The organism is Rhizobium sp. CNPSo 3670, assembly GCF_057784555.1.
In genome coordinates, this window is the sequence record NZ_JBXSOL010000006.1 from 166,810 (window position 1) to 189,729 (window position 22,920).

At 61.7% G+C, this 22,920-nt stretch carries 17 protein-coding genes and 1 tRNA gene; 11 read left to right on the forward strand and 7 right to left on the reverse strand.

Annotation, left to right across the window (positions count from 1 at the left end):
• Window positions 1-119: 119 nt before the first annotated feature.
• Window positions 120-557 carry an Lrp/AsnC family transcriptional regulator gene (locus AC13QO_RS08340; RefSeq protein ID WP_184454824.1) on the forward strand — a complete coding sequence of 146 codons (438 nt, stop codon included), beginning with the start codon at window positions 120-122 and terminating at the stop codon, window positions 555-557.
• A 6-nt stretch (window positions 558-563) separates the two neighbouring features.
• Here the strand turns inward: AC13QO_RS08340 and AC13QO_RS08345 are convergent, their stop codons facing one another.
• The 3 genes from AC13QO_RS08345 to AC13QO_RS08355 form a co-directional block, all read right to left on the reverse strand.
• Entirely contained in the window at window positions 564-7,307 is a 6,744-nt protein-coding gene (locus AC13QO_RS08345; RefSeq protein ID WP_488540415.1) for a translocation/assembly module TamB domain-containing protein, read from the reverse strand.
• Window positions 7,308-7,367: 60 nt separating this feature from the next.
• Window positions 7,368-9,296: an autotransporter assembly complex protein TamA gene (locus AC13QO_RS08350; RefSeq protein WP_488540416.1), complete on the reverse strand. Its 1,929-nt coding sequence runs from the start codon at window positions 9,294-9,296 to the stop codon at window positions 7,368-7,370.
• 167 nt (window positions 9,297-9,463) lie between these two features.
• Window positions 9,464-9,721: a YMGG-like glycine zipper-containing protein gene (locus tag AC13QO_RS08355; protein WP_004679653.1), complete on the reverse strand. Its 258-nt coding sequence runs from the start codon at window positions 9,719-9,721 to the stop codon at window positions 9,464-9,466.
• A 328-nt stretch (window positions 9,722-10,049) separates the two neighbouring features.
• On the opposite strand from AC13QO_RS08355, the gene hemA reads away from it, so the two are divergent.
• From hemA to AC13QO_RS08390, 7 genes are all read left to right on the forward strand, one after another.
• Window positions 10,050-11,264: a 5-aminolevulinate synthase gene (gene hemA, locus AC13QO_RS08360; RefSeq protein ID WP_488540470.1), complete on the forward strand. Its 1,215-nt coding sequence runs from the start codon at window positions 10,050-10,052 to the stop codon at window positions 11,262-11,264.
• A gap of 337 nt (window positions 11,265-11,601) precedes the next feature.
• The gene (locus tag AC13QO_RS08365; RefSeq protein ID WP_285195386.1) at window positions 11,602-12,579 is read left to right on the forward strand and encodes a LacI family DNA-binding transcriptional regulator; all 978 of its coding nucleotides are present in this window, start codon (window positions 11,602-11,604) and stop codon (window positions 12,577-12,579) included.
• Between the two features lie 54 nt (window positions 12,580-12,633).
• Window positions 12,634-13,872: an ABC transporter substrate-binding protein gene (locus AC13QO_RS08370; protein ID WP_488540417.1), complete on the forward strand. Its 1,239-nt coding sequence runs from the start codon at window positions 12,634-12,636 to the stop codon at window positions 13,870-13,872.
• Window positions 13,873-13,946: 74 nt separating this feature from the next.
• Window positions 13,947-14,864, forward strand: coding sequence for a carbohydrate ABC transporter permease (locus AC13QO_RS08375; RefSeq protein WP_488540418.1), 918 nt, complete (start codon window positions 13,947-13,949; stop codon window positions 14,862-14,864).
• The gene (locus AC13QO_RS08380) at window positions 14,861-15,724 is read left to right on the forward strand and encodes a carbohydrate ABC transporter permease (protein ID WP_085779667.1); all 864 of its coding nucleotides are present in this window, start codon (window positions 14,861-14,863) and stop codon (window positions 15,722-15,724) included. The genes AC13QO_RS08375 and AC13QO_RS08380 overlap by 4 nt, the downstream gene beginning before the upstream one ends.
• Before the next feature lie 127 nt (window positions 15,725-15,851).
• Window positions 15,852-17,774, forward strand: coding sequence for a glycoside hydrolase family 127 protein (locus AC13QO_RS08385; RefSeq protein WP_488540419.1), 1,923 nt, complete (start codon window positions 15,852-15,854; stop codon window positions 17,772-17,774).
• 23 nt (window positions 17,775-17,797) lie between these two features.
• A complete protein-coding gene (locus tag AC13QO_RS08390) occupies window positions 17,798-18,871 on the forward strand; it encodes an ABC transporter ATP-binding protein (protein WP_285195321.1) in 1,074 nt (357 codons plus the stop codon).
• A gap of 12 nt (window positions 18,872-18,883) precedes the next feature.
• Here the strand turns inward: AC13QO_RS08390 and dxr are convergent, their stop codons facing one another.
• On the reverse strand, window positions 18,884-20,074 hold the full coding sequence (gene dxr / locus AC13QO_RS08395; protein ID WP_285195320.1) for a 1-deoxy-D-xylulose-5-phosphate reductoisomerase: 1,191 nt from the start codon (window positions 20,072-20,074) through the stop codon (window positions 18,884-18,886).
• A gap of 378 nt (window positions 20,075-20,452) precedes the next feature.
• On the opposite strand from dxr, the gene AC13QO_RS08400 reads away from it, so the two are divergent.
• Together AC13QO_RS08400 and AC13QO_RS08405 are read left to right on the forward strand one after the other, a co-directional pair.
• On the forward strand, window positions 20,453-21,103 hold the full coding sequence (locus AC13QO_RS08400; protein ID WP_488540420.1) for a hypothetical protein: 651 nt from the start codon (window positions 20,453-20,455) through the stop codon (window positions 21,101-21,103).
• Window positions 21,104-21,163: 60 nt separating this feature from the next.
• On the forward strand, window positions 21,164-21,454 hold the full coding sequence (locus AC13QO_RS08405; RefSeq protein WP_097601551.1) for a BON domain-containing protein: 291 nt from the start codon (window positions 21,164-21,166) through the stop codon (window positions 21,452-21,454).
• Between the two features lie 57 nt (window positions 21,455-21,511).
• Here the strand turns inward: AC13QO_RS08405 and AC13QO_RS08410 are convergent, their stop codons facing one another.
• Both AC13QO_RS08410 and AC13QO_RS08415 read right to left on the reverse strand, forming a co-directional pair.
• Window positions 21,512-21,664: a hypothetical protein gene (locus AC13QO_RS08410; protein WP_176536406.1), complete on the reverse strand. Its 153-nt coding sequence runs from the start codon at window positions 21,662-21,664 to the stop codon at window positions 21,512-21,514.
• A gap of 101 nt (window positions 21,665-21,765) precedes the next feature.
• Window positions 21,766-22,047: a hypothetical protein gene (locus AC13QO_RS08415; RefSeq protein WP_488540421.1), complete on the reverse strand. Its 282-nt coding sequence runs from the start codon at window positions 22,045-22,047 to the stop codon at window positions 21,766-21,768.
• A 146-nt stretch (window positions 22,048-22,193) separates the two neighbouring features.
• On the opposite strand from AC13QO_RS08415, the gene AC13QO_RS08420 reads away from it, so the two are divergent.
• Entirely contained in the window at window positions 22,194-22,718 is a 525-nt protein-coding gene (locus AC13QO_RS08420) for a DUF2937 family protein (RefSeq protein WP_488540422.1), read from the forward strand.
• 90 nt (window positions 22,719-22,808) lie between these two features.
• Here AC13QO_RS08420 and AC13QO_RS08425 read toward each other — a convergent pair.
• Window positions 22,809-22,885, reverse strand: a tRNA-Arg gene (locus AC13QO_RS08425).
• Window positions 22,886-22,920 lie beyond the last annotated feature (35 nt).

Consider the following 22,920-nt stretch of genomic DNA (forward strand, 5'->3'; position numbering starts at 1 on the left):
AGGGCTCCGTTTGAGGCCTGTTTTCGGCCGATAGTGGGATAAAGGGCTGGCGGCAAAAAGATGGAAAAGTGCCAGAAATGGATTATGATTGCGCAGATTGATAAAGCTATTTTGACAAAGTGTTCGACGTGGACGATCTCGATACCGAACTTCTGAGTGCGCTTCGCCACAATGCTCGCATGTCCGTCTCCTCGCTCGCGGCAATGACCGGTGCATCGCGGGCGACGGTCGCCGCCCGTATCGATCGGCTGGTCGCCGGCGGCACCATCGTCGGCTTCACCATCCGCACCAGTCACGAGACGCGATCCGCCGGCGTGCGCGCGATCGTCATGATCGAGGTGCTCGGCAAGCTCGCCGACAGGGTGGCCGATCAGCTCAGGGGCTTGCCGCAGGTGCGGGCGCTTCACAGCACCAACGGCAAATGGGATTTCGTCGCCGAACTGGAGGACCGCGATCTTGCCGCCTTTGACGAGACGCTGCGTCGAATCAGGTTGATCAACGGCATCAATTCGACCGAGACCAACATTCTTCTTAAAACGAGCAAGACGGGTTTCTAAGCTGCTTTAATATTCCCGTTCATAGACGATGCCCGCTTCGCCGGCGCCATTCCCGCCGGCGGCTCCCCGCAATTTGACGCCTCGGCCGACATCGAGATTGATGATTGCCTTGGCGCCGGCCGAGCCGCCCTGCTGCAATTCGAAATAGGTACGGTCGTTGAGATAGCGGCCGACGCTGACGCTCGTCTGGCCCTTCGCGTCGGTGCTGATGTCGAAATCGTCGACGCCGAGCTGGTTGCGCAGACCCTCGAAAAGCGAGGTGGAGCGGTTGCCGGCCAGCTGGCTGACGGCGTCGGCGAGCTGGGCGATCTGCACCGGCGAGAGCTTCGACATCGACTGGCCGAAGATCAGCTGCGCCAACACCTCGTCCTGCGGCAGCTGCGGCGAGGAGGAGAAGGTGATTGACGGATCGGTGGCAAGTCCTGAGACATCGACCGTCAGGGTCGTCGTGCCGGAGGTGGAGGTCGCTTCCATGTCAAGCGCCGGCGTCAGGTCGCCGGCAAAGGTGATTTTGCTCTTGTCGGAGAAATTGAGGCGACGATTGAGAATGGTGAGCCGGCCGCGGCGCATTGTAAAGCCACCGGTGACGATCGGTGCTGCCGCCGTTCCGCGAATCGTCACGAGACCTCCAAGCTCGGCATCGATGCCGCGGCCGCGCACGAAGATCTGCGAGGGCGCATCGATTTCGAGGTCGAGTGTGATAGTCGAGGACTTCTCGCCCGGCTTCCGTTCACCGTCATCGCGCAGCTGCGCCAGCACCGCTCGCGGTGCGTTTTTATGCCGGATGTCGATTTCACGGAGTGAGGTCGGCAATCTTTCCGGGACGGTGATCGAGGTCTTGTCCAGCCGAAGCTTGCCGCTCAGCGTCGCACTCAGGATCGGCCCGCGCAGGCCGACCGTCCCGTTGACGGTCGAGACGACAAGTGTTCCGTCGACATAGACGGCCTTGTCGAGCTTAATCGAAATGTCGGCGGGAAATCCGCCGGCGGGCTGGATGCCGATGGTACCGCTTGCCGAAATCGTGCCGCCGCCGCCCAGATTGCCGCTGAGGCGCGAGATGACGGCCTGGTTGCCATTGAAGGTGACTGTGGCTGCGAGATTGTTGACGGCAAGATTGCGCCTGACGTCGACAAGCTTGGCGCCTGATGTCGAGACCGTGCCGTTGATGACGGGGGCTGCGGCCGTTCCGCCAATCTTAAGATCGACCTTGGCGACGCCGTCGGCGACAAAGCCCTGCTGTGCGAGCGGGGCGCCAAGCACGGCGAAGGGAACATTGCCGTTGAAGCGCATGTCGAGGGCGCGGTTGCCCGATGTCACGACGCTGCCGCCGCCTTTCAGCGACATACCGGCGTCGCCGGTAAGGTTGGTGTCGGCCGTCAGCCTGTTATCGGCAAGCTTGCCGGATGCGCCGATGGTGAATGGCGAAAGACCGGCGCCCTTCGTCTGGCTCGTTGCGGCATTCTTCCAGTCGACCTTGAAGTCCACCACGGGCGAGCTCAGCGTGCCAGTCACTTTGGCCGTCGCCGAGATCGTGCCTTCGGCTCCTATGCCAGGAACAAAACCGTTGGCGATGGCGGCCGGAACATTGGAGGCGTTTGCAGTGACGTCGATCGATCGGATCGTTGTGCCTGCAATGGAAAGATTACCAGCGGCTTTCAGCGAAATGCCGCCACCGCCGCTGAGGTCGGCATCAAAATCCAGCCGGTCGCCGGCATATTTTCCCGTCGCCGCCAAGGCAAGGCGGGAGAGGCCGGCGGCCTTGGTGTGGCTGGTCGCGGCATCTTTCCAGTTCAGCTTGAAATCGACGATCGGGTCTGCCGGCGTTCCCGAGGTCTGGGCGCTCGCCGACAGCGTGCCTTCGGCACCGAGGCCGGGAACAAAGGCATTGGCGATATTTGCGGGCAGCGCCGGAATATCGGCATTGATCGAAAGGTCGCGTATCGCGGTTCCCGCGATCGTCGCGCCACCCGCCGCCTTGGCCAACATGCCGTCCTTGCCGGCAAGGCTAGCATCGAAGTCGACCCTGTCATTGGCGAACTTGCCGGTGACCGCGGCACTCAGGCCCGACAAACCGCTGCTCCTGGTCTGGGCGGTGGCGGCGTTCTTCCAATCGAGCTTGAAATCGACGGCGGGTTTCGGCAGCGCTCCGGATGCGGATGCTGTTCCCGACACGGTGCCCTCGGCGGCAAGACCGGGAACGAAGCCGTTGGCAAGGCTCGCGGGCAGATTGGCGAGATCGGCTTTGACGTCAATGTTGCGGACCGAAGTGCCCGATATCGCCACATTGCCCGCGGCATTCAGTGAGAGACCGTCCTTGCCGCCAAGATTGGTGTTGAAGTCGAGCTTGTTGTCGGCGAAGTGTCCCGACGCGGCAAGCGCGAGGCCGGAAAGATGCGCGCTTCTGGTGTGGCTAGTTGCGGCGTCCGCCCAGTCGAGCTTGAAATCGGCCTTGGGTGCAGCGGGTGTTCCGGCTGCAGAGAGCGTGCCTGATATCGTGCCGCCGGCCGCCAAATCGGGGAGGAAGGCATTTGCGAGAGCAGCCGGGAGTTTGACGATTTCGGCATCGACCTTCACGCTGTCGATCGCCGTACCAGCGAGAGCGACATTGCCCATGGCCTTCAATGAGAGACCTTGATCGCCACCGGCGGCCGCGTTGAAATCCAGCTTGTTATCGGCGAATTTCCCCGATGCGGTCATGGCGAGAGCCGCAAGGCCGGCACGCTTCGTGTGGCTCGTCGCAGCGTCTTTCCAATTGAGGTCGAAATTGGCGGTCGGGGCGGAAAGCGAGCCCGCAGCCGAGATCCTCCCCGAGACTGTGCCTTCGGCGGCGAGATCGGCGACGAAGCTGTTTGCCAGGCTTGCCGGGATATTTGACAGCGTCGCATCGGCCGCGACGGTGCCGATCGTCGTGCCGGTCACGGCGACATTGCCGTTCGCCTTGAGCGAGAGGCTGTCTGCGCCGGCGACCACGGCGTCGAAATCAAGCTTGTTGTCGGCAAATTTGCCGGACGCCGTGGCATCAAGACCGGTTAGGCCGGCTCGTTTCGTGTGGCTCGTCGCGGCGTTTTGCCAATGGAGATCAAAATCAGCGATCGGAGCCGCAAGCGACCCGCTGGCGGCGACCGTTCCGGAGAGAGCACCTTCCGCTGCGAGATCGGGAACGAAGCCGTTGGCAATAGCCACCGGGATATTGTCCAGTGTTGCGTTGACCTTGACGCTGCCGACCGTCGTTCCGGTGATGTCCACGTTGCCGTTTGCCTTGAGCGAGAGGTTGTTGGCGCCGCTGGCCGCAGCGTCGAAATCGAGCTTGTTGTCGGCGAACTTTCCGGACGCCCTAGCTTCAAGACCGGTAAGGCCGGCTCGTTTCGTGTGACTCGTCGCGGCGCTTTGCCAATGGAGATCAAAATCGGCGATCGGAGCTGCAAGCGACCCGCTGGCCGCGACCGTTCCGGAGAAAGCGCCTTCCGCTGCGAGATCGGGAACGAAGCCGTTGGCAATAGCTGCGGGGATATTGTTCAGTGTTGCATCGACCTTGATGTCGCCGATCGTCGCCTCGGCGATATCAACGTTGCCGTTTGCCTTGAGCGAGAGTCTGTCAGCGCCGATGGCTGCGGCGTCGAAATCGAGCTTGTAGTCCGCGAATTTGCCGGACGCGGTCACATCAAGAGCCGCGAGGCCGGCCCGCTTTGTGTGGCTCGTGGCAGCGTTTTTCCAGGCGAGATCGAAATTGGCGGTCGGAGCCTTAAGCGAACCGGAGGCAGTCACCTTTCCCGTGATGGCGCCCTCGGCGGCGAGATCGGAAACGAAACCATTGGCGACCTGCGCCGGCAGGTTGAGGATATCGGCATCGATATCGAGCACCGGCGCCGTCGGATCAGCGAGCCCGACGTCGCCGCGGGCCTTGAGCAACAGGCTGTCCGCACCGGTGATTGTCGTGTCGAAATCGAGCTTCTTGTCGACGAATTTACCGTTGGCGATGATGCCGAGCGGTGCCAGGCCCGCGCCCTTGAGCTGTCCTGTGGTCGCATCCTTCCAGTCGAGTTTGAAATCGGCGATGGGTGCTGCCGGCGTTCCCGTCACGGCAATCGTTCCCGAGATCGTGCCGCCAGCCGAAAGATTCGGCACGAAACCGTCGACGAGTGATGCTGGCAGCTCTTTGATGATGGCATCGAGATTCAGCGTTTCGCCGGCCGAACCGGTAACCGATACCGAGCCGGTGCCGGTCTTCAACGTCAGTCCGTCCAGATTGGCGACGCCGCCGGTGACCGTGACCCGCGTCGGCGCAGCGAGTTCGATCGGAATATTGCGGGGGCTTGCCGAGAGCCGATCGAGGTTGAGGCCGATATTGCCAGCGGCCATCTCGATGGTGCCGTCCGCCATCACGGGATTGCGGTCATAGGCAGCATCGAGGTCGAAGTTGGTGCGGTCTTGCTGCTTGGTAAAGCTGAGAGAAAGTCCGCCAAGTTTGTTCGCTCCGGCAGCTACCTCCTCGGCCCTGAGCGTGCCGTTTGCCGCGAGGGTGCTGAGATCGCTGACCGTGAGGTCGATATCCGGCTTAGCGATCGCCAGCGTATCGCGGCGGATCGAGGCACCTGACGCAACGAGCTTGAGCGCGATCTTGCCGTCATGGCTATCGATGCCGAGCGAGCCCTTGAGGTCTCCTTCGGCTTTCTGTCCGCCGAGCGCGGCCAGCAAGCCGAGCTTGGGAAGATCGAAGGTCAACCCGCCCGAGGGTGTCAAGGAGGGCGAGAGCTCCAGATTGCCGGTCAGCCGGTTGCCGCCGACATCGGCGGTCAGTGCGGGAATGCTCGTCTTGCCGTTTTCAGAACGGATGTCGCCGTTGATGCCGAGCGGCTGTCCGTCGATCGTGCCGGTGGCCGCAAACTTCCCCTGCGGTGCCTTGGGATCGGCGACACCCGACAGATCGATATTGACGTCGGCGAGCGCGCGATCAGCTATCTCAAGGCTGGGAGCCTTGATATTGGCTGTCACGGAGATCGCCGGCAGTTCGCCTCCGATCCTCAGCGCGTAACCTGCTCCGCCGCTCGCGCCTGTCATCAGCTTGCCGATATCGGGCAGCCGGCCTGAAAGATCGGCGTTCAACATCGAGCCGTCGAGCGCGACGTTGCCGGCAGCTTCAAGCGTGCCGGATTTCAGGACGAGGTTGGACAGCGCGAATTTCGACGGGATCGTGCCGGTCACCTGGCTTTCGACCAAGATCGGCTGATCGAACCTGCTCGTCGCCGCGGCCGGCAGGGCCGCCGGTTCGACGCTCAGCTTGACATTGCCGGTCAGCGCGCGGTCCGCCAGCCGATAGGAGCCGTTGAGGCTGCCGTTGATATTGGCGCTTTCGACGGTGGTGCCGTTGAAGCCGATGTCGCCCGGCGAAATCTGGAGCGGCGCCGCGATCGTGATAGGGCCTTGAACTGCGCGGTTGAGGTTCGGCTCGGCAAAGGTTGCGTCGCCGGCCACGAGGCGTAGCTGAACGCTGCCGGAACGGCCGGCAAGATTGAAGGCGTCGCTCTTTGCTGTCAGCTTGACGTTGCCGATATCGGCCTGCGGCAGGGTTGCGCTGTCGAGCGAGCCGCTGAGGCTCAGTCGGGCGGTCTGCGCCTCGCCTGTTAGAGCCAGGTTGAGGCCTGATATCAGAAAGCGCGCTTCGCCTTCGGCGAGCGGCCAGCGGAAATCGACGGGGCCGGATGTGCCGAGGAGATTGGCGTTCAGGCTGTTGTTGCCGGCCGGATCAAGCGCGCCCGATGCGGCGATGACGACGCCGCCGGTGGCGATGTTGCCGGTCTGGATATCGAGCTTGCCATGATCGTCGAAGGTGGCGGCAAGGTCGATATTGGTTTGGCCGGCGAAAAGCGGCCGGAATGCCGCGGGAAGAAGCGAACTCAGGTCACCGCCACCCTTGAGATCGAGATGGTGCAGTCCGTCTGTGCCAATCGCATGCCGGCCCTCGATTGCAGCGCGCTGCTGTCCGTCGAGCGCAGCCTGCACTTTGCCCGTCCAGTCGGATATCGGTCCCTGACCGTCGAGGTCGATGTTGACGGCAGGATTGTCAGGCAGGCCGAGGAAGCCTGCCAACAGCCCACCCTTCGGCTCGGCAAGCTCAGCCTTCAGCCGCAGCCGGTTTTCGGCCGGCGCATAGGCGATATCGGCAGTAAGGCGCGCATCCGGAACCGCGTGGCGGCTGACATTGACCATCGCTTCGCCGCCGTCGCCATCGGCCGAAAGGCTGCCGTTGGCGGCGAGCGCGAAGGCGCGCCCGGCAAAAGCTTCGGCCAGATTGATATCGGGCAGGGCCACATGGTCGACATCGATCTTGACCGGAAGTGCGAAGCCGCCGGAATTTTCGGCGCCGGGCCGCGAAGGCAGGGTGCGCACCGGCTTGCGCAGCACGTTGATCGTGTCGATCTGGAAACGCTTGGCGTGGAATGTTCCCGTCAGCAGCGCCAGCGGGTTCCAATCGATTGCCACGCCGTGAATTTCCGCAAAAACGCCCCTGGTGTCGGATAGGGAGATTTCGGCGGCGCGAAGCCCGCCAGTCAAAAGCCCTTCCGGTTCGCGCACCTTGATCGTCATGTCGCGGTTGGAAAGAGTGGAGGCGATCCTTTCGGTGACGATGCGGGCGCCAAAGGAGGTGAAGCCGAAGATCGCAAGTGCCGCGACAGCGAGAATCAAAATGGCGCCTACGGCATAGCCGGTGACCCGCACGATCCAGTTGACGATTTTTGCCAGCGTTTGCATCGGCGCGGACTACCCCGTTTTCATGCGGCCCATCGATCGGAAGAAGCCGGAATCGCAATCCTAGAAGGATTGGCCGATGCCGGCATAAATTCCATAATCTGTGCCATCTTCGTACTTGTTCAGCGGCACGGCAAAATCAAGCCGCAACGGCCCGAAAGGTGTGGCATATCGTATTCCCGCGCCGGCGCCGGCGCGGATATCGGAAAAACCCGGGAAAGTGCTATCCGATACGGTGCCGACATCGATGAAGGGCACAAGGCCGATCGTATCGGTGATCTTGAATCGGGCCTCCAACGACCCGGTCACATAGGAGCGGCCGCCGGTGGCATCGCCTTTGTCATTGTAAGGCGAAATCTCCTGATAGCTATATCCGCGCACTGAACCGCCGCCGCCGGCGAAAAAACGCTGCGTGGCAGGAATGTCCTCGATCCCGCCGCCGCCGATCAGCACGCCGGCGGCGATCTTGCCGGCAAGCACGAGGCGGTCCTCGGCGCCGAATGGCAGATAGCCGGAGATCGAGCCCTCGAATGCCGCGTAGGGTGTGGCGTTGAAGATCTCGTAGCCGGGCTTTGCCGATGCTGTCGCCCGATAGCCTTCGGTCGGATTGAACTTGTCGTCGCGTGCGTCACGATCATATTGAAGCGGCAGGGCGATGGTCAGATAGTCATTGGTGCCGAAGGCGTCATCATCACGCTCCCAGCTGACTTCGCCGCTCGCCGACACCGTGTCCTTGTCGGTCAGTTCATAGGAAAGGCCAAGCGAGGCGGTGACGAGCGTTGCATTATAAGCGTCCGGGTTCTGGGTCTTGGCGACGATGCCGGCCTTCAACGTGGCGGCCGGGAAGAAGGCGCCGGGCTTGGTGAAGAGGATGCCGGCGGAGTAGTCGAGGCTGCCGACATCGGTTGTTTCGCCGAGCCGCGAGACCGAGCCTTCGATCCTCAGCGTCTCGGCCTCGCCGAATAGGTTGCGGTGACCCCAGTAGCCCTGGATGCCGAGGCCGTCGGTGGTGGAATATTGCGCGCCGACGCCGAAATAACGCCTCTTGCCTTCGGAAACCTCGATCGTCATCGGCAGCGTACCATCAGGCGCCAGCACATCGCCCTGATGAATGGTGACGCTTGAAAAGACGCCGAGGGCGCGAAGCCGCTCGCCGGCCTTTTTCAGCCTTTCCGGCGAATAGGCGTCCCCTTTGTTCAGCCGGGAATAACGCTGGATGAAACCGGGCCGCACGGTCTTTTCGCCGGTGACCCCGACATCGCCGATCGGGGCGACAGGCCCACCTTCGGCAGCAAGCACGATGTCGACCGTATCGCTCCTGTGATCGGCGACGACCTTGCGTTCGGTCAATTTGGCGAAGGGCCGGCCTTCACTTTTCAACTGTTCGACAATCTTGTCGCCGGCCTTGATGATGGCGAGCGAGCCGGCCTCGGCGCCGGGTGCAAGGTCGTAATCGGCGGGATTGCGATCTGCGGCGTCGCCGCCGAACTGCACCTCTCTGACCCTGAACACGGGACCGGGTGTTATATTGACGGTGACGGGGATCGGCCCGGAGCGGTCGAAGGTCGGATTGGGCGGCAGGTCGTCGATGTTTCTGCCATCGATGGTGATCGTCACCACGCCGCCATAGCGCGCCTTTTCGTACAAGGCGGCGATCAGCCGCTCGCGGTCGTCACGCGCCTTGACGACGATGCCGAGATCGCCGGAGACCAGCTGTTTCTGGTCGCTGACGAGGCGGGAGCTGTTTTCGAGCGCTTCCTTAAGATCGGGATCGGCGGTGTCGGCCTTGAGGTCGACTTGATAGCGCACCGGATCGGGCACCTGTTCGCTCTCGTCCTCCTCCTTGCCGAAGATGGTGATGCCGAAAAGCTTGAAGGCGTAAGCATCGCCGATCAGGACCGGTGAGAAAGCAGCTGCCGCTGCGACCACCATCATGGTGCCTGTTCGCCGATACGCAAAACCTATTTTCGGACTTGTCCCTCTAATCCGCATCCGCTGCTTTTGGTTACGCCTACATGAAGCTTCGTTGCCCAGCCGTGAACAGCTTAGCGGCAAAATCGCGCAGGGTGTACCATTTTAAATTGCCCACGCACTAATTCAGCACAAAAAATCCCGGATGTGTGTCCGGGATTTCCTGTTTTGCCGCTTTGTCAGCGCTCTCAGCGCGGGCAAGCGTCGATGTAACGGCGACCATAGCGGTCGCGATAGTAGCACTGGCCGGGCTGTTCCGCGACGCTGCCGATAAGAGCGCCTGACACGCCGCCGATGGCGGCCCCGACGGCCGCGCCGCGGACATTGCCGGTGACCGCGCCACCGATGACGGCGCCCGATGCAGCGCCGATACCGGCGCCCTGCTGGGTCGGCGTGCAGCTTGCGATCGACAGGCCGATCAATGCGAGTATGACAGCTTTTTTCATCTCTTCTCTCCGAGGTTGTTGTCCAGTGGGCAAAGGCCGTCCCTTTTGTTTTTTTGGCAGGCTAGCTGGAAAACTATGTCGGAAGAAAGGGTTGTCCACTCTTGGCCTGATTTTTTTCGCGAAGAGTGTTGTTGCGGCCGTGCGGATTTTGCGCCTATGTCAGGCGCTTTTGCGGCACCGGTCCCACTGATTGTGGCGCACGCATTTTTTCCTCTGGAATCATTCAAAAATCTGGGCCTTTTGCCGCAGTTGATGTTAAAGCAAAGGGTAAGCATTGACGCGCGGACGTCCGGTCGGCAAGAACGGCCGCGCGATACTGGAGCATATGATGGATTTCGAAGCATTTTTCAAAAACGAGCTGGACGGGCTTCATGCCGAGGGCCGCTACCGCGTTTTTGCCGATCTCGAACGTCACCGCGGTAATTTCCCGCGCGCGACGCGCCATACGTCCGACGGCGAGAAGGAAGTCACGGTCTGGTGCTCCAACGACTATCTCGGCATGGGCCAGAACCCGAAGGTGATCGAGGCGATGAAGGCCGCCATCGACCACTGTGGCGCGGGTGCGGGAGGCACCCGGAATATTTCTGGCACCAACCATTATCACGTTCTGCTCGAGCGGGAGCTTGCCGATCTGCACGGCAAGGAATCAGCACTGATCTTCACCTCAGGCTATGTCTCCAACTGGGCCGCACTCGGTACGCTCGGCGCCAAAATTCCCGGCCTGATCATCTTCTCCGACGCGCTGAACCACGCCTCGATGATAGAGGGCATCCGTTACGCCAAGTGCGACAAGGTGATCTGGAAGCATAACGACGTCGCCGATCTCGAAGCCAAGCTCAAAGCCGCCGATCCGAAGGCGCCGAAGCTGATCGCCTTCGAGAGCGTCTATTCGATGGACGGCGATATCGCCCCGATCAAGGAGATCTGCGATCTCGCCGACAAATACGGGGCAATGACCTATCTCGACGAAGTCCATGGCGTCGGCATGTACGGCCCGCGCGGCGGCGGCATTGCCGAGCGGGAGGGACTGATGGACCGGCTGACGGTGATCGAGGGCACGCTCGGCAAGGCTTTCGGGGTGATGGGCGGCTATATCGCCGCGTCGACGGCCCTTTGCGATTTCATCCGCTCCTTCGCCTCCGGCTTCATCTTCACCACGGCGCTGCCGCCGGCGCTCGCCGCCGGTGCGGTGGCCTCGATCCAGCATCTGAAGGTCAGCCAATTCGAGCGCGCCCGCCATCAGGACCGGGTGCGCAAGCTGCGCTCGCTGCTCGACCAGCGCGGCATTCCGCATATGCACAATCCCAGCCATATCGTACCGGTGATGGTCGGCGATGCCGCCAAGTGCAAGTGGATCTCCGACCTGCTGCTCGACAATTGCGGCGTCTATGTCCAGCCGATCAACTATCCCACCGTGCCGAAGAAGACCGAGCGACTGCGCATCACCCCGACGCCGCTGCATTCCGACGCCGATATCGCCCATCTCGTCGAGGCCCTGCATTCGCTCTGGTCGCGTTGCGCGCTGGCAAGGCACGTCGCCTGATCTAGCGATCGCTTGGGTTCTAGCTTCCGCGAATCAGAACCTCCATCGGGTTCTGACGGCGGTTGTTCGTTCCGCATTCATTAGCTAAGATTATCCAGCGCTGCCCTTCGCTCTAAGATGAGTGACGCATTGCAAGTCGGTCCTATGGATTCGCATCGGCCGTTTCAACGCCTTCCTTCCAGACAATCCATGCCTCGCCGCTCCGTCTCTCGAATTGCATGAGAAAACCTTTTCTCACTTGACAGGCACAATGGTAAAAGCTTTTCTCAAGCCATTTCAGAAGGAGGAAAGCCTGAACATATCGGGAGGAAAAAGAGGCAGGATCACCATCCATGAGGTGGCGTCGGCCGCCGGGGTGAGCATCTCGACGGCGTCGAAGGCGCTCAACGACACCGGTCGGATGGGGACGGAAACCCGCGAGCGCGTGAAGCGGATTGCCGGCGAAATCGGATATCGGCCAAATGCGCTGGCAAGAGGTCTTCTCAGCAAGCGCAGCTTCACCATCGGGCTGCTGACGAACGACACCTACGGCCGTTTCACGCTGCCTGTGATGGCGGGTATTTCGGACGCGCTCGTCGATCATGGCGTTTCGGTTTTCCTATGCGCCATCGAAGACGATCCGGCGCTCGCTCAGATCCATGTCGATGCGATGCTGGACAAGCAGGTCGACGGTATCATCGCAACCGGCAAGCGGCTGGACAGGCGTCTGCCCGTCGATCTGTCGAATTTGCATGTGCCTGTCGTCTACGCCTTCACCGAGGGGACGCCGAACAGCGTTACTTTCCGTTCGGACGACGGGCAGGGTGCGAGATTGGCGGTGGAATGGCTGGTGACGATCGGGCGGCGGCGGATTGCGCATATTACCGGGCCGGAGGACTTCTTTTCGGTGCGGGAGCGGGCCGGGGCCTATCGTCAGGTGGCGGGCCACCGCGAGCCGGTGCTCTACGGCATCTGGTCGGAGAGCTGGGGCCATGAGGCGGTGGAACAGCTTTGGAAGAGGCCAGGGGAAAAGCCCGATGCGCTCTTCTGCGGCAACGACCAGATCGCCCGTGGGGCGGTGGATGCGCTGCGTGAGCGCGGCGTCAAGGTGCCGCAGGACGTGTCGGTGATCGGCTTCGACAATTGGGAGATTGTCGCGGCCCAGACGCGGCCGCCGCTGACGACGGTAGATATGGAACTGAAGGAACTCGGGCGGCAGGCCGGATTGACGGTGCTGGCGCTTGCGGAAGGACGGCCTGTCGAGCCGGGAGTGAGGAAGTTGCCCTGCCGGCTCGTCGTTCGGCGGTCATGCGGGGGTAGAACCCCCGGGGAATGAGAATCACGGAAATGAGCAAAGGCGCGAGGAGAGCGCCATATTGGGAGGAGTGTCATGATCAAGCGTCTATTGGCGGCGACCGGTATCGCCACCTTGTGCCTGGTTTCGGCTGCATCGGCGGCCGAAAACGTCGAAATGTGGGTTCGCTCGGGGATCGGCGACGCCTTCAAGAAAGTCGTCGAAGCCTATAATTCCAGCCACGAGAACAAGGTCGTAATGACCGAAGTGCCGTTCTCCGAGCTGGTGCAGAAATATGCGACGGCAATCGCCGGCGGACAGGCGCCCGACGCGCTGTCGATGGACCTCATCTACAATCCTGCCTTTGCCGCGGCGGGCCAGCTGGAGGATCTGACGGACTGGGCGAAGTCGCTGCCCTATTTCAACTCGCTTTCGCCGTCGCATGTCCGCCTCGGCACCTATCAGGACAAGATCTACGGCCTGCCGCTCTCCGTCGAGACATCGGTCTTCGCCTGGAACAAGGATCTCTACAAGAAGGCCGGTCTCGACCCGGAGAAGGCGCCGGCGAACTGGGATGAAATCACTGCCAATGCAGAGAAGATCCGGGCACTCGGTGACGACACCTACGGCTTCTATTTCTCCGGCGGCGGCTGCGGTGGCTGCATGATCTTCACCTTCACGCCGCTCGTCTGGGGTGCGGGCGCCGACATCCTGTCGGCCGACAGCAAGACGGCGACGCTCGATACGCCTCAGATGCGCAAGGCCGTCGACATCTACCGCAACATGGTCAAAAAGGACCTCGTGCCGGCGGGTGCGGCCAGCGACAACGGTACGAACTTCCTGACCTTCACCAACGGCAAGATCGGCCAGCAGAGCCTCGGCGCCTTTGCCATCGGCACGCTGGTGACCCAGCATCCCGAGATCAATTTCGGTGTGACCCTCATCCCCGGGGTCGACGGCAAGCCTTCCTCCTTTGCCGGCGGCGACAACTTCGTCATCACCAAGGGCACCAAGAAGATCGACGCCGTGAAGGAGTTCCTCGAATATATCTATTCCGAGGACGGCCAGAAGGTGATGGCGAAATATGGCAGCCTGCCGACCCGCGGCGACATCGCCGGTAAGGTGCTGGAAGGTCTCGATCCGCGCATGCAGGTCGGCCTCAAGGCGATCAGCGTCGCCAAGACGCCCTATACGCTGCAGTTCAACGACCTGATCAACAGCGCCAACGGCCCATGGGCAAGCTTCACCAACGCGGCGATCTTCGGCGACGATGTCGACGGCGCGTTCTCGAGCGCCCAGTCGGAAATGCAGTCGATCATCGATAGCGGCCAATAACTCTCCCAAGGCCGCGGCCGGGGAGCGGTGGCAGCTTCCCGGCCATTTTCAATTGACAGATGCGGAGCGTTTCGATGACCGGTTCCGGTTCGAATATGCTATTGCCCCGGCGAAAGCGGCGGCGCAGATCGAATTGGCGCGGCCCGCTCTACATCGCGCCGGCCATGGCGCTGGTCATCGTCTTCTTCGTCATGCCGGTTCTCTTCACGGGGTGGATGAGCCTTCACAACTGGCCGCTGATGGGAGCGTCGCGCTGGATCGGCTTCAACAATTATTTCCGTATGTTCAACGACACCCGTTTCATGGCGGCACTGAATTTCACCGCCTATTACACCGTGATCGTCACTATCGCGATCTTCGCTGTCGCCTTTCCGCTGGCGATCTTCGTCGAAAAGGAACGGCAGTTCGTCAGCGCCTACCGCACGATCATCTTCCTGCCGGTCGTGGTCGGCCTTGCCACGGCCTCGCTGCTCTGGGTCTGGCTTGCCAATGTCGATAGCGGCTTCATCGGCCCAGCCTTTAAAGCACTCGGTCTTCTGGAAAAGAGCCCCAACCTGCTTGCGACCTTCGACACCGCCTTTCTGACGGTCGTGGTGATGGTCGTCTGGAAGATCGCCGGCTTCACCATGATCATTCTGCTGACCGGGCTGCAGGCCATTCCATCCGAGCTGACGGAGGCGGCCCGCATCGACGGCGCCGGCCGCTGGCAGCGCTTCCGGCACCTGACGCTGCCGCTGATGCGCAAGACGATCGCGCTAGCCCTGATCGTCTCGGTTACCGGCTCGATCCTCGCCTTCGACCAGTTTTATATCATGACGGCCGGTGGACCGCAGAACAAAATGATCTCGGTGGTCTATTACATCTTCAACCAGTCCTTCGTCTCCTTCAATCTCGGGTATGGCGCGGCCCTCTCGATTGCGCTCCTCGCCATTCTGGTCGCCATCAGCATCGTGCAGCTCTGGCTGCTGCGCGTCGGGGAGGAGCGTCCATGACGACCTCAAGGCAACGCCGCGCCCGCAAGGCCATCCGCACGAAGTCGACCTATCATCTGGCAGGCATCGCCATTTCGATCTTCTTTCTGGCGCCGTTCGCGGTCACGCTGCTCGCTTCCTTCCGGCCGGGTGCCGAGGCCACCCTGCCGCCCTTGCCGCCGTGGCCGACATCCAGCATCAGCTTCGATGCCTATGCGCTGCTCGATACGTTCGGCGCCGGCATCTGGCGGCACATGATCAATTCGCTGTTCGTTTCGGTCGCCACCGTGGTGCTGACCGTTCTTGTCAGCCTGCTCGCGGGCTATGGCTTCTCGCGTTATCGCTTCCCGATGAAGAATGCACTGTTCGTGCTGATCATTGCTACGCTGATGATCCCGTTCCAGTCGATCCTGACGCCGCTCTTCATCATCCTGGCAAAACTCGGCCTCAACAATTCGCTGCTCGGGCTGACGCTCGTCTATGTGACGCTGCAACTGCCGTTCTCCGTTTTCATGATGCGCAATGCCTTCGACGCCGTGCCCAAGGAGATCGAAGAGGCAGCGCGCATCGACGGTGCGCGCGATCTGAGGCTGCTGGCGCGCGTCCTGCTGCCGCTGGTGCTGCCCGGTGTCGCGACGGTGGCGATCTTCGCCTTCCTCAATGCCTGGAACGAGTTTCTCGCTGCGCTCGTGCTGCTTTCCAGCAATGAGAAATACACCCTGCCGGTGCTGATGACGGCGGTTCGCGCCGGACGGCTCGGCGCCATCAACTGGGGAGCGGTGCAGGCCGGTGTCGTCGTCATGACGATCCCCTGCCTGATCGTCTTCCTGCTCCTGCAACGCTACTACATGCGCGGGCTGATGGCCGGCGCGGTGAAATGATCGCAAGAACAGGATGATTTTAGGCCGTCGGCCTAAAATCTGAATCCTATTCTAAATTAAAGAGTTAGAGCATGATGTCGTCCGAAAACCGCTCACACTTTTCGGCATCATGCTCAAGGTAGAGCCCATGACCAAGTCAAGCAATGACCGCCAGTTTCGTCCCGTCGCCGTTCCCGATGTCGAGCTCGGCGGCTTCTGGGGCAAGTGGCAGGACGCCGTCTGCAATTCCACCGCCGAGACCCTGCTCGACCGCTGCGTCGAGGCCGGGATGTTGAAAGCGATCGACGTCAACCAGCCGAGCCCGGGCGTTGTCATTCCCATTCAGCCCTGGGGCGGGACGACGCAGATGTTCTGGGATTCCGATCTCGGCAAGTCGATCGAGACGATCGCCTACTCGCTTTATCGCCGGCCGAACCCGAAGCTCGAGGCGCGCGCCGATGAGATCATCGACATGTATGAACGAATGCAGGACAAGGACGGCTATCTGAACGCCTGGTTCCAGCGCGTCGAGCCATCCCGCCGCTGGACCAATCTGCGCGATCATCACGAACTCTATTGCGCAGGCCATCTGATGGAAGCCGCGGTCGCCTATTATCAGGCGACCGGCAAGCGCAAGCTGCTCGACATCATGTGCCGCTACGCCGATTACATGATCAAGGTTTTCGGCCATGGCGAGGGACAGATTCCCGGCTATTGCGGCCACGAAGAAATCGAGCTGGCATTGGTCAAGCTCGCCCGGGTGACCGGCGAGAAGAAATATCTCGACCTGTCGAAATACTTCATCGACGAACGCGGCACCGAGCCGCACTTCTTTACGGCCGAGGCCGCTCGCGACGGCCGGAGCGCTGCCGACTTCCATCAGAAGACCTATGAATATGGCCAGGCGCACCTCCCGGTGCGCGAACAGACGAAGGTGGTCGGCCATGCGGTGCGCGCCATGTACCTCTATTCCGGCATGGCCGATATTGCCACCGAATATAACGACGACAGTCTGACGGCGGCGCTGGAAACGCTTTGGGACGATCTGACGACCAAGCAGATGTACATCACCGGGGGCATCGGCCCGGCCGCCTCCAACGAAGGCTTCACCGATTATTACGATCTGCCCAACGACACGGCCTATGCGGAAACCTGCGCCTCCGTCGGCCTGGTCTTCTGGGCGAGCCGCATGCTCGGGCGCGGACCGAACCGGCGCTATGCCGATATCATGGAGCAGGCGCTTTATAACGGCGCGCTGCCGGGTCTTTCCACAGACGGCAAGACCTTCTTCTATGACAATCCGCTCGAAAGTGCGGGCAAGCACCACCGCTGGAAGTGGCACCATTGCCCCTGCTGCCCGCCGAACATCGCCCGTCTGGTGACGTCGATCGGCTCATACATGTATGCGGTTGCCGATGATGAGATCGCCGTCCATCTCTATGGCGAAAGCACCGCCCGGCTGAAGCTTGCCAATGGCGCCGAGTTGGCGTTGGAGCAGAGCACCAATTATCCGTGGAACGGCGCGGTCGCCTTCACTGTCAAGCTGGCAAAGCCGGCTCGGTTCGCGCTGTCGCTGCGCATCCCGGATTGGGCAGAGGGCGCAACCCTCAGCGTCAACGGGGCGATGCTCGACCTCGGTGCCCATGTCCGCGACGGATATGCGAGGATCGACCGCGAATGGGCGGACGGTGATAAGGTGGCCTTCTACCTGCCGCTGGCGCTTCGTCCGCAATATGCCAATCCGAAAGTGCGCCAGGATTCCGGCCGCGTCGCCTTGATGCGCGGTCCGCTCGTCTATTGCGTTGAGACAACGGACAATGGCGAGGACCTCAACACCATCGTTCTGCCCCGCGACCTGTCGGCCGCCGAAACGGTCGTGCTGAAGGACCTCAATGATGCCGTCGCTCTCGATCTCAAGGTCGAGCGTGAGGAAACATCGAATTGGGGCACATCGCTCTACCGCAAGGCACCGGCCGAAAGGCGGGTCGCCACAGCTCGCTTCGTGCCCTATCATCTCTGGGACAACCGCGCGCCCGGAGAGATGCTCGTCTGGGTCCAGGCGGACAAGTAGGTCGTTTGGGGATGACGAACGGTATGGGTAACAAGAGCGTCGTCCTTCAGGACGTGCGAAAAAGCTATGGCAATCTGCAGGTGGTCCATGGCATCGACCTGACGATCGAGGAGGGCGAATTCGTCGTCTTCGTCGGTCCGTCCGGCTGCGGAAAATCGACGTTGCTTCGCATGATCGCCGGCCTGGAGGACGTGACCGATGGCGAGATCGAGATCAAGGGACGTGTTGTCACCGATCTTGATCCTTCCGAGCGCGGCATCGCCATGGTCTTCCAATCCTACGCGCTCTATCCGCATATGAGCGTGCGCGACAACCTGGCCTTCGGCCTGAAGATGGCGCGTACGAATGGTGCGGAGATCGAGACGCGCGTCAAGGCAGCCTCGGCGATCCTGAAGATCGACCATTTGCTCGACCGGCGCCCCGGCCAGCTTTCCGGCGGCCAACGCCAGCGCGTGGCGATCGGCCGGGCGATCGTGCGCGAGCCCGATGTTTTCCTGTTCGACGAACCGCTGTCCAATCTCGATGCGGAGCTGCGCGTGTCCATGCGCATCGAGATCGCCCGCCTTCATCGCGAACTCGGCAATACGATGATCTATGTCACGCATGATCAGACCGAGGCGATGACGCTCGCCGACAAGATCGTCGTGCTGCGCGACGGCCGCGTCGAGCAGGCCGGAACGCCGCGGGAAATATACGAAAATCCTTCGAATACGTTCGTGGCGGGTTTCATCGGTTCGCCGAGGATGAATCTCCTGAATGCCCGATGGGGCGAAGGCGGCTTGGTCGATATCGCCGGCGGGGGCGTCGAAAGCGGCCTGCTGGCGAAAGACAGGCTGGCCGGTACGGCCGTGACGCTCGGTCTGCGGCCGGAGCATCTGAAAGTGGCGCCCGAGCTCAATGGCAGCCTGAGGGCAAGAGTCGATTTTTCGGAGTATCTCGGCGGAACGCAGTATCTCTATTGCCAGCTTGGCGATGGTCAGTCGCTCACCGTCGAGCACCGGTCGCCGACCAGCATTGCGGCCGGCGAAGAGGTCAGCCTGCAGTTCGAGCCCTCGAATTGCCGATTGTTCGACGAGCACGGCAATCGGCTGCGCTAGCCGACCGAGCTCTCAACCGACGAGATCGAGTTTCAGCAGCGCCGCCGCGCGCTGCCGGGCTTGCCGGTCGGCGTTGAAGACATCGTCCATGCCGGCAGCCGGCGGCAGGTGGGCCAGGTCATCCATGACCCTCTCGGTGACCTCGGCCATGGCGAGGAAGGAGAGGCGCCCCTCGATGAAGGCCTCGAGCGCCACTTCCTTGGCGCCGTTCAGCACCGCGCCCTGAACGCCGCCGCGCGTCATCGCAAGGCGCGCCAGCCGCAAGGCGGGAAACCGCACCTCATCCGGCGCCTCGAAATCCAGCCTTGCGAGCTTGGCGAAATCCAGCCGCTCGACCGGCAGGTTCGGCCGGCGCGGAAAGGACAGCGCGTAACCGATGGCGGTGCGCATATCAGGCGCGCCGAGCTGCGCCAGCACTGAACCGTCGGTATAACCCACCATGGAATGGATGATCGACTGCGGATGGAAGATCACCTCGATCTGCTCGGGCCTCAGTCCGAAAAGATGGCGGGCTTCGATCATTTCCAGCGCCTTGTTGAACATCGAGGCGCTGTCGATCGAGATCTTCAAGCCCATCGACCAATTCGGATGGGCGCGTGCGGTTTCCACCGTCACATCGGCCATCTCCTTCAACGAGGCGGTACGGAAGGGACCGCCTGAGGCGGTCAGGATGACACGCTCGACGGCATGGCGCTGGTTTTCTTCCAGCACTTGGAAAATCGCATTGTGCTCGCTGTCGACGGGAAGCAGCTTGCCGCCGCCGGCGCGGATCGCCCCGATGAAGAGATCGCCGGCCGAGACCAGACATTCCTTGTTGGCAAGGGCGATATCAGCGCCACGGCGCGCAGCGGCAAGCGTCGGCGCCAGACCCGCCGTGCCAACGATTGCCGCCATCACCCAGTCGGCTTCGCGGTCGGCCGCTTCCATCAGGCCGGATTTCCCCGACGCGACCGCGATGCCGCTGCCGAAAAGTTCGTCCTTCAGCGCTTCATAATGCCGGTCGTTTGCCGTCACCGCCAGCCGCGCGCCGAAGGATCTGGCCTGCCGGGCGAGCAGCTGGACATTGCCGTTGCCTGTCAGCACGGAAATTTCGAAGTTCTCCCGCCCGCCCAGATGTTCGACGACATTGAGGGTATTGCGGCCGATCGACCCGGTCGAGCCGAAGATGCTGAGGCGCCGCGGCGCGGTTTTGCCTGTCATCATTTGGAATTTCGCGAAAAATGTCTCTCGTAGGCTCAGGCTCTACTAGGGTTTGGAGGGTGCGGCAAGTGTGCGGTGCAGCAGATTTCAGCTCCTCGGGGGTTTACAGAGCGGCGGCGGGGTGTGATCCTTATGACATTCCTGAAGGGATGTGATTCCCCTGCCGCCGCTCGCCGGCGCATGGGCAACCGGGGCGCTACGGCGGCCATTGAAAAAGGGCACTTGGCTGCCCTCGGCTTTTTCGGCCAAACACTAAATCGAGGATGACATCGGGATGAACGGCTTGGCCGTGCTGCCTGTCCGTGTTCGCTGACGGCACTTTGGTGCGGTATCGTGCCATTCGATGAGCCAGCACGTGTCAGGTCAAAACGATCGGAACACATGACGATATTCAGAATAGCCATCATTCTTTCCGCCATCGTGCTTTCGCTGACCGTGACCGCAAAGGCGGACGACCTGTTGATCTGGTCGCCTGCCAAAGTCTCGGATCGATCATACAAGGCAACGATGGGTTTTCGTCTGCCGGCGGAATGGGAGACGAGCGCCGGCGCCGATCTCGCATTGGCAGCGACAAAAGGCGGCGCGCCGCTACCCGATTCCGAACAGGCCATGCTCTGGGGTAGGATCAGCAAGACGAGCGTTACGCCGGCAGGCCAATGGCAGCAGGGCGCCAGGGTCAGCGTCGATACGCTGCGCGGCAGCGGCGCTCTGACGCTCAGCCGCTCGCGCAGCTGGATCCTGTCGGATTCGCTCGACATGCAATCGAGCCGCTCCCTGAGCGTCCGTTACGATCCAGTCGATGCCAGGGAGACTTCGGTGACGGCGTCACAGGCGCTGAAGTTGATCCATCCCTGGACGGGAACCTCGCTTTCGGCAGGCGCCGGGGTCAGCAATGCCAGCGGCGACTTCTCGAGCTCGGTGGCGGTCAACCAGGCGATCCTGCCGAACCTCAACCTCGATGCCTCGGTCAGCAATCCGTTCTCGCCTGATGAGGCGAGCAGCGTCAATCTCCGCTATCGCGTCAGGTGGTAACGCAGGAAACCAAACCAGGCCGATGGCGTTTCTTCTTGAGATCTTTCGGAGGAACGGAATATGGTTTTCAAAGAGCCAACATTTCACGGGCTTGCGCCCGAAGTGGAAGCGGAGATCGCCAATCGCGCATCTCTCGAGGCCGCCGTCGCCAATGCATTGGCAATTGCCGGCGGCATCGATGCATCGGATGTGGAAGTGACGATGGAGGAAGATCAGGTCGTGTTGACAGGCACCGTCGGTACGGTCGGGGAAATCGAACGGGCAACCGCCGTCGCCCGGGCGGTCGAGGGCGTGACCGCGGTGCAGAACCGAATCCTGCTCAGCGGGTCTGCCGTCGGCAACCCACATTGATATTAGCGAAAGGCGTCCCGCTTGCGAGCGCCGGCCTCTACGCCGGCGCTCGGCTGATCAACCGGCGAAGCGCTCGACGAGGAAGGACGCGCCTTCCAGGCGATCGGTCTTCGCTGTGGCCACCGACCCCTGCGGCTGATACGCGATGGCGAGCAGCAGAGCGCTGACGGCGACATAGGCGATTGCCAAAAGAGTCATCTTGATACGCATGATGAGTTCTCCCTTTTTCGCGATAAACGCAGCCGATGTTGCGAAGTTCCTGAAGAGCCCGGCCGGGGAGGAGCGGCCGGGCTTTTCATGCATGGACCGCCTTATCGGCAGATCCGGGTCTCCTTCACGATCGTATGGCCGTGACGGCGGATTCTTTCCGTCTTGGTGAAGCAATCATCGGAGACGCGGCGCATCATGTGATGGCGGTAGTAGGGCCGGTGGCGATAATAAGGGCGCTCCGAATCGCGATAATAAGGACGCTCCAAATCGCCATAATAAGGACGCGGGTTATCGGTGGTGATAGTCACGCTTGCCGCCTGGGACGGCATGGCGGAAAGGACGGACGCTGCAGCGAGCGTGCAAGCAAGAATGAACTGTTTCATGACGAGCCTCTCTTTCTGAGTTGGTCATAGTCTCAACTCGCCGGAAGCGCCGCCGGTTCAATCACATAGCGTTACCGATTGTGTCGAAGGCAGAAACCTTTGCGGCCGCGGATCGTTAGCGCAGGAAACAGCCGGAGACCACGGTCGTGGGACAGATTGCAAGGATCATCGCCCTTGTCGCCGGACTTGCCGGCGGCACGGTCTTTTCGCAAGCGCCTGAATTTGCGCAGCAATATCGCCAGCGGATCGGCGGCGCGATCGATGAGCTGCGTGTCATCGTCGAGGACTTCAACCGCCAAGCCGCCCAGCATCAGCTCGACCGCGAGCAGGCGCTGAACGCTTATGCCCAATCTTCCGATGATTTCCTGCGCGACCGCGGCGTCTCGATGCAGAGCACGATTACTCGTTATGAAAGGCTGCAGTCGCAGCAATTGAAACTGAGCACCGCGGCCCCCGTCGCCAAGCCCTTCGTGCTGCTAGGGAATGCGGATGATGTGGTTTTCGCCAATACTTGGCGCGACTTCGTGCCTGGGGTGCCTATGAGCTTTGCCGGCCTCGTCTGGGGCGCAATCGGTTTCGTCGGCGGATCGGTTGTGGCGGCGTTGCTGGGACTAGGGGCACGGCGGATCATAAGAAGACGAGGAGCCTATCGTCAGGTACCGCGAGCTTGAAACGGGGCAAAGCCTTCAGCGGCGATCTACAAGACGAGATCAGTCATTCCACCCATTCCCGCAGTGGCCATATGGCTCAGCGTTTGAGAATGGTGATCCCGGCGCGATTCGAACGCGCGACCCCCAGATTAGGAATCTGATGCTCTATCCTGCTGAGCTACGGGACCACTTGAATGCCATGCATACAAAAGGCTTGGCGCGA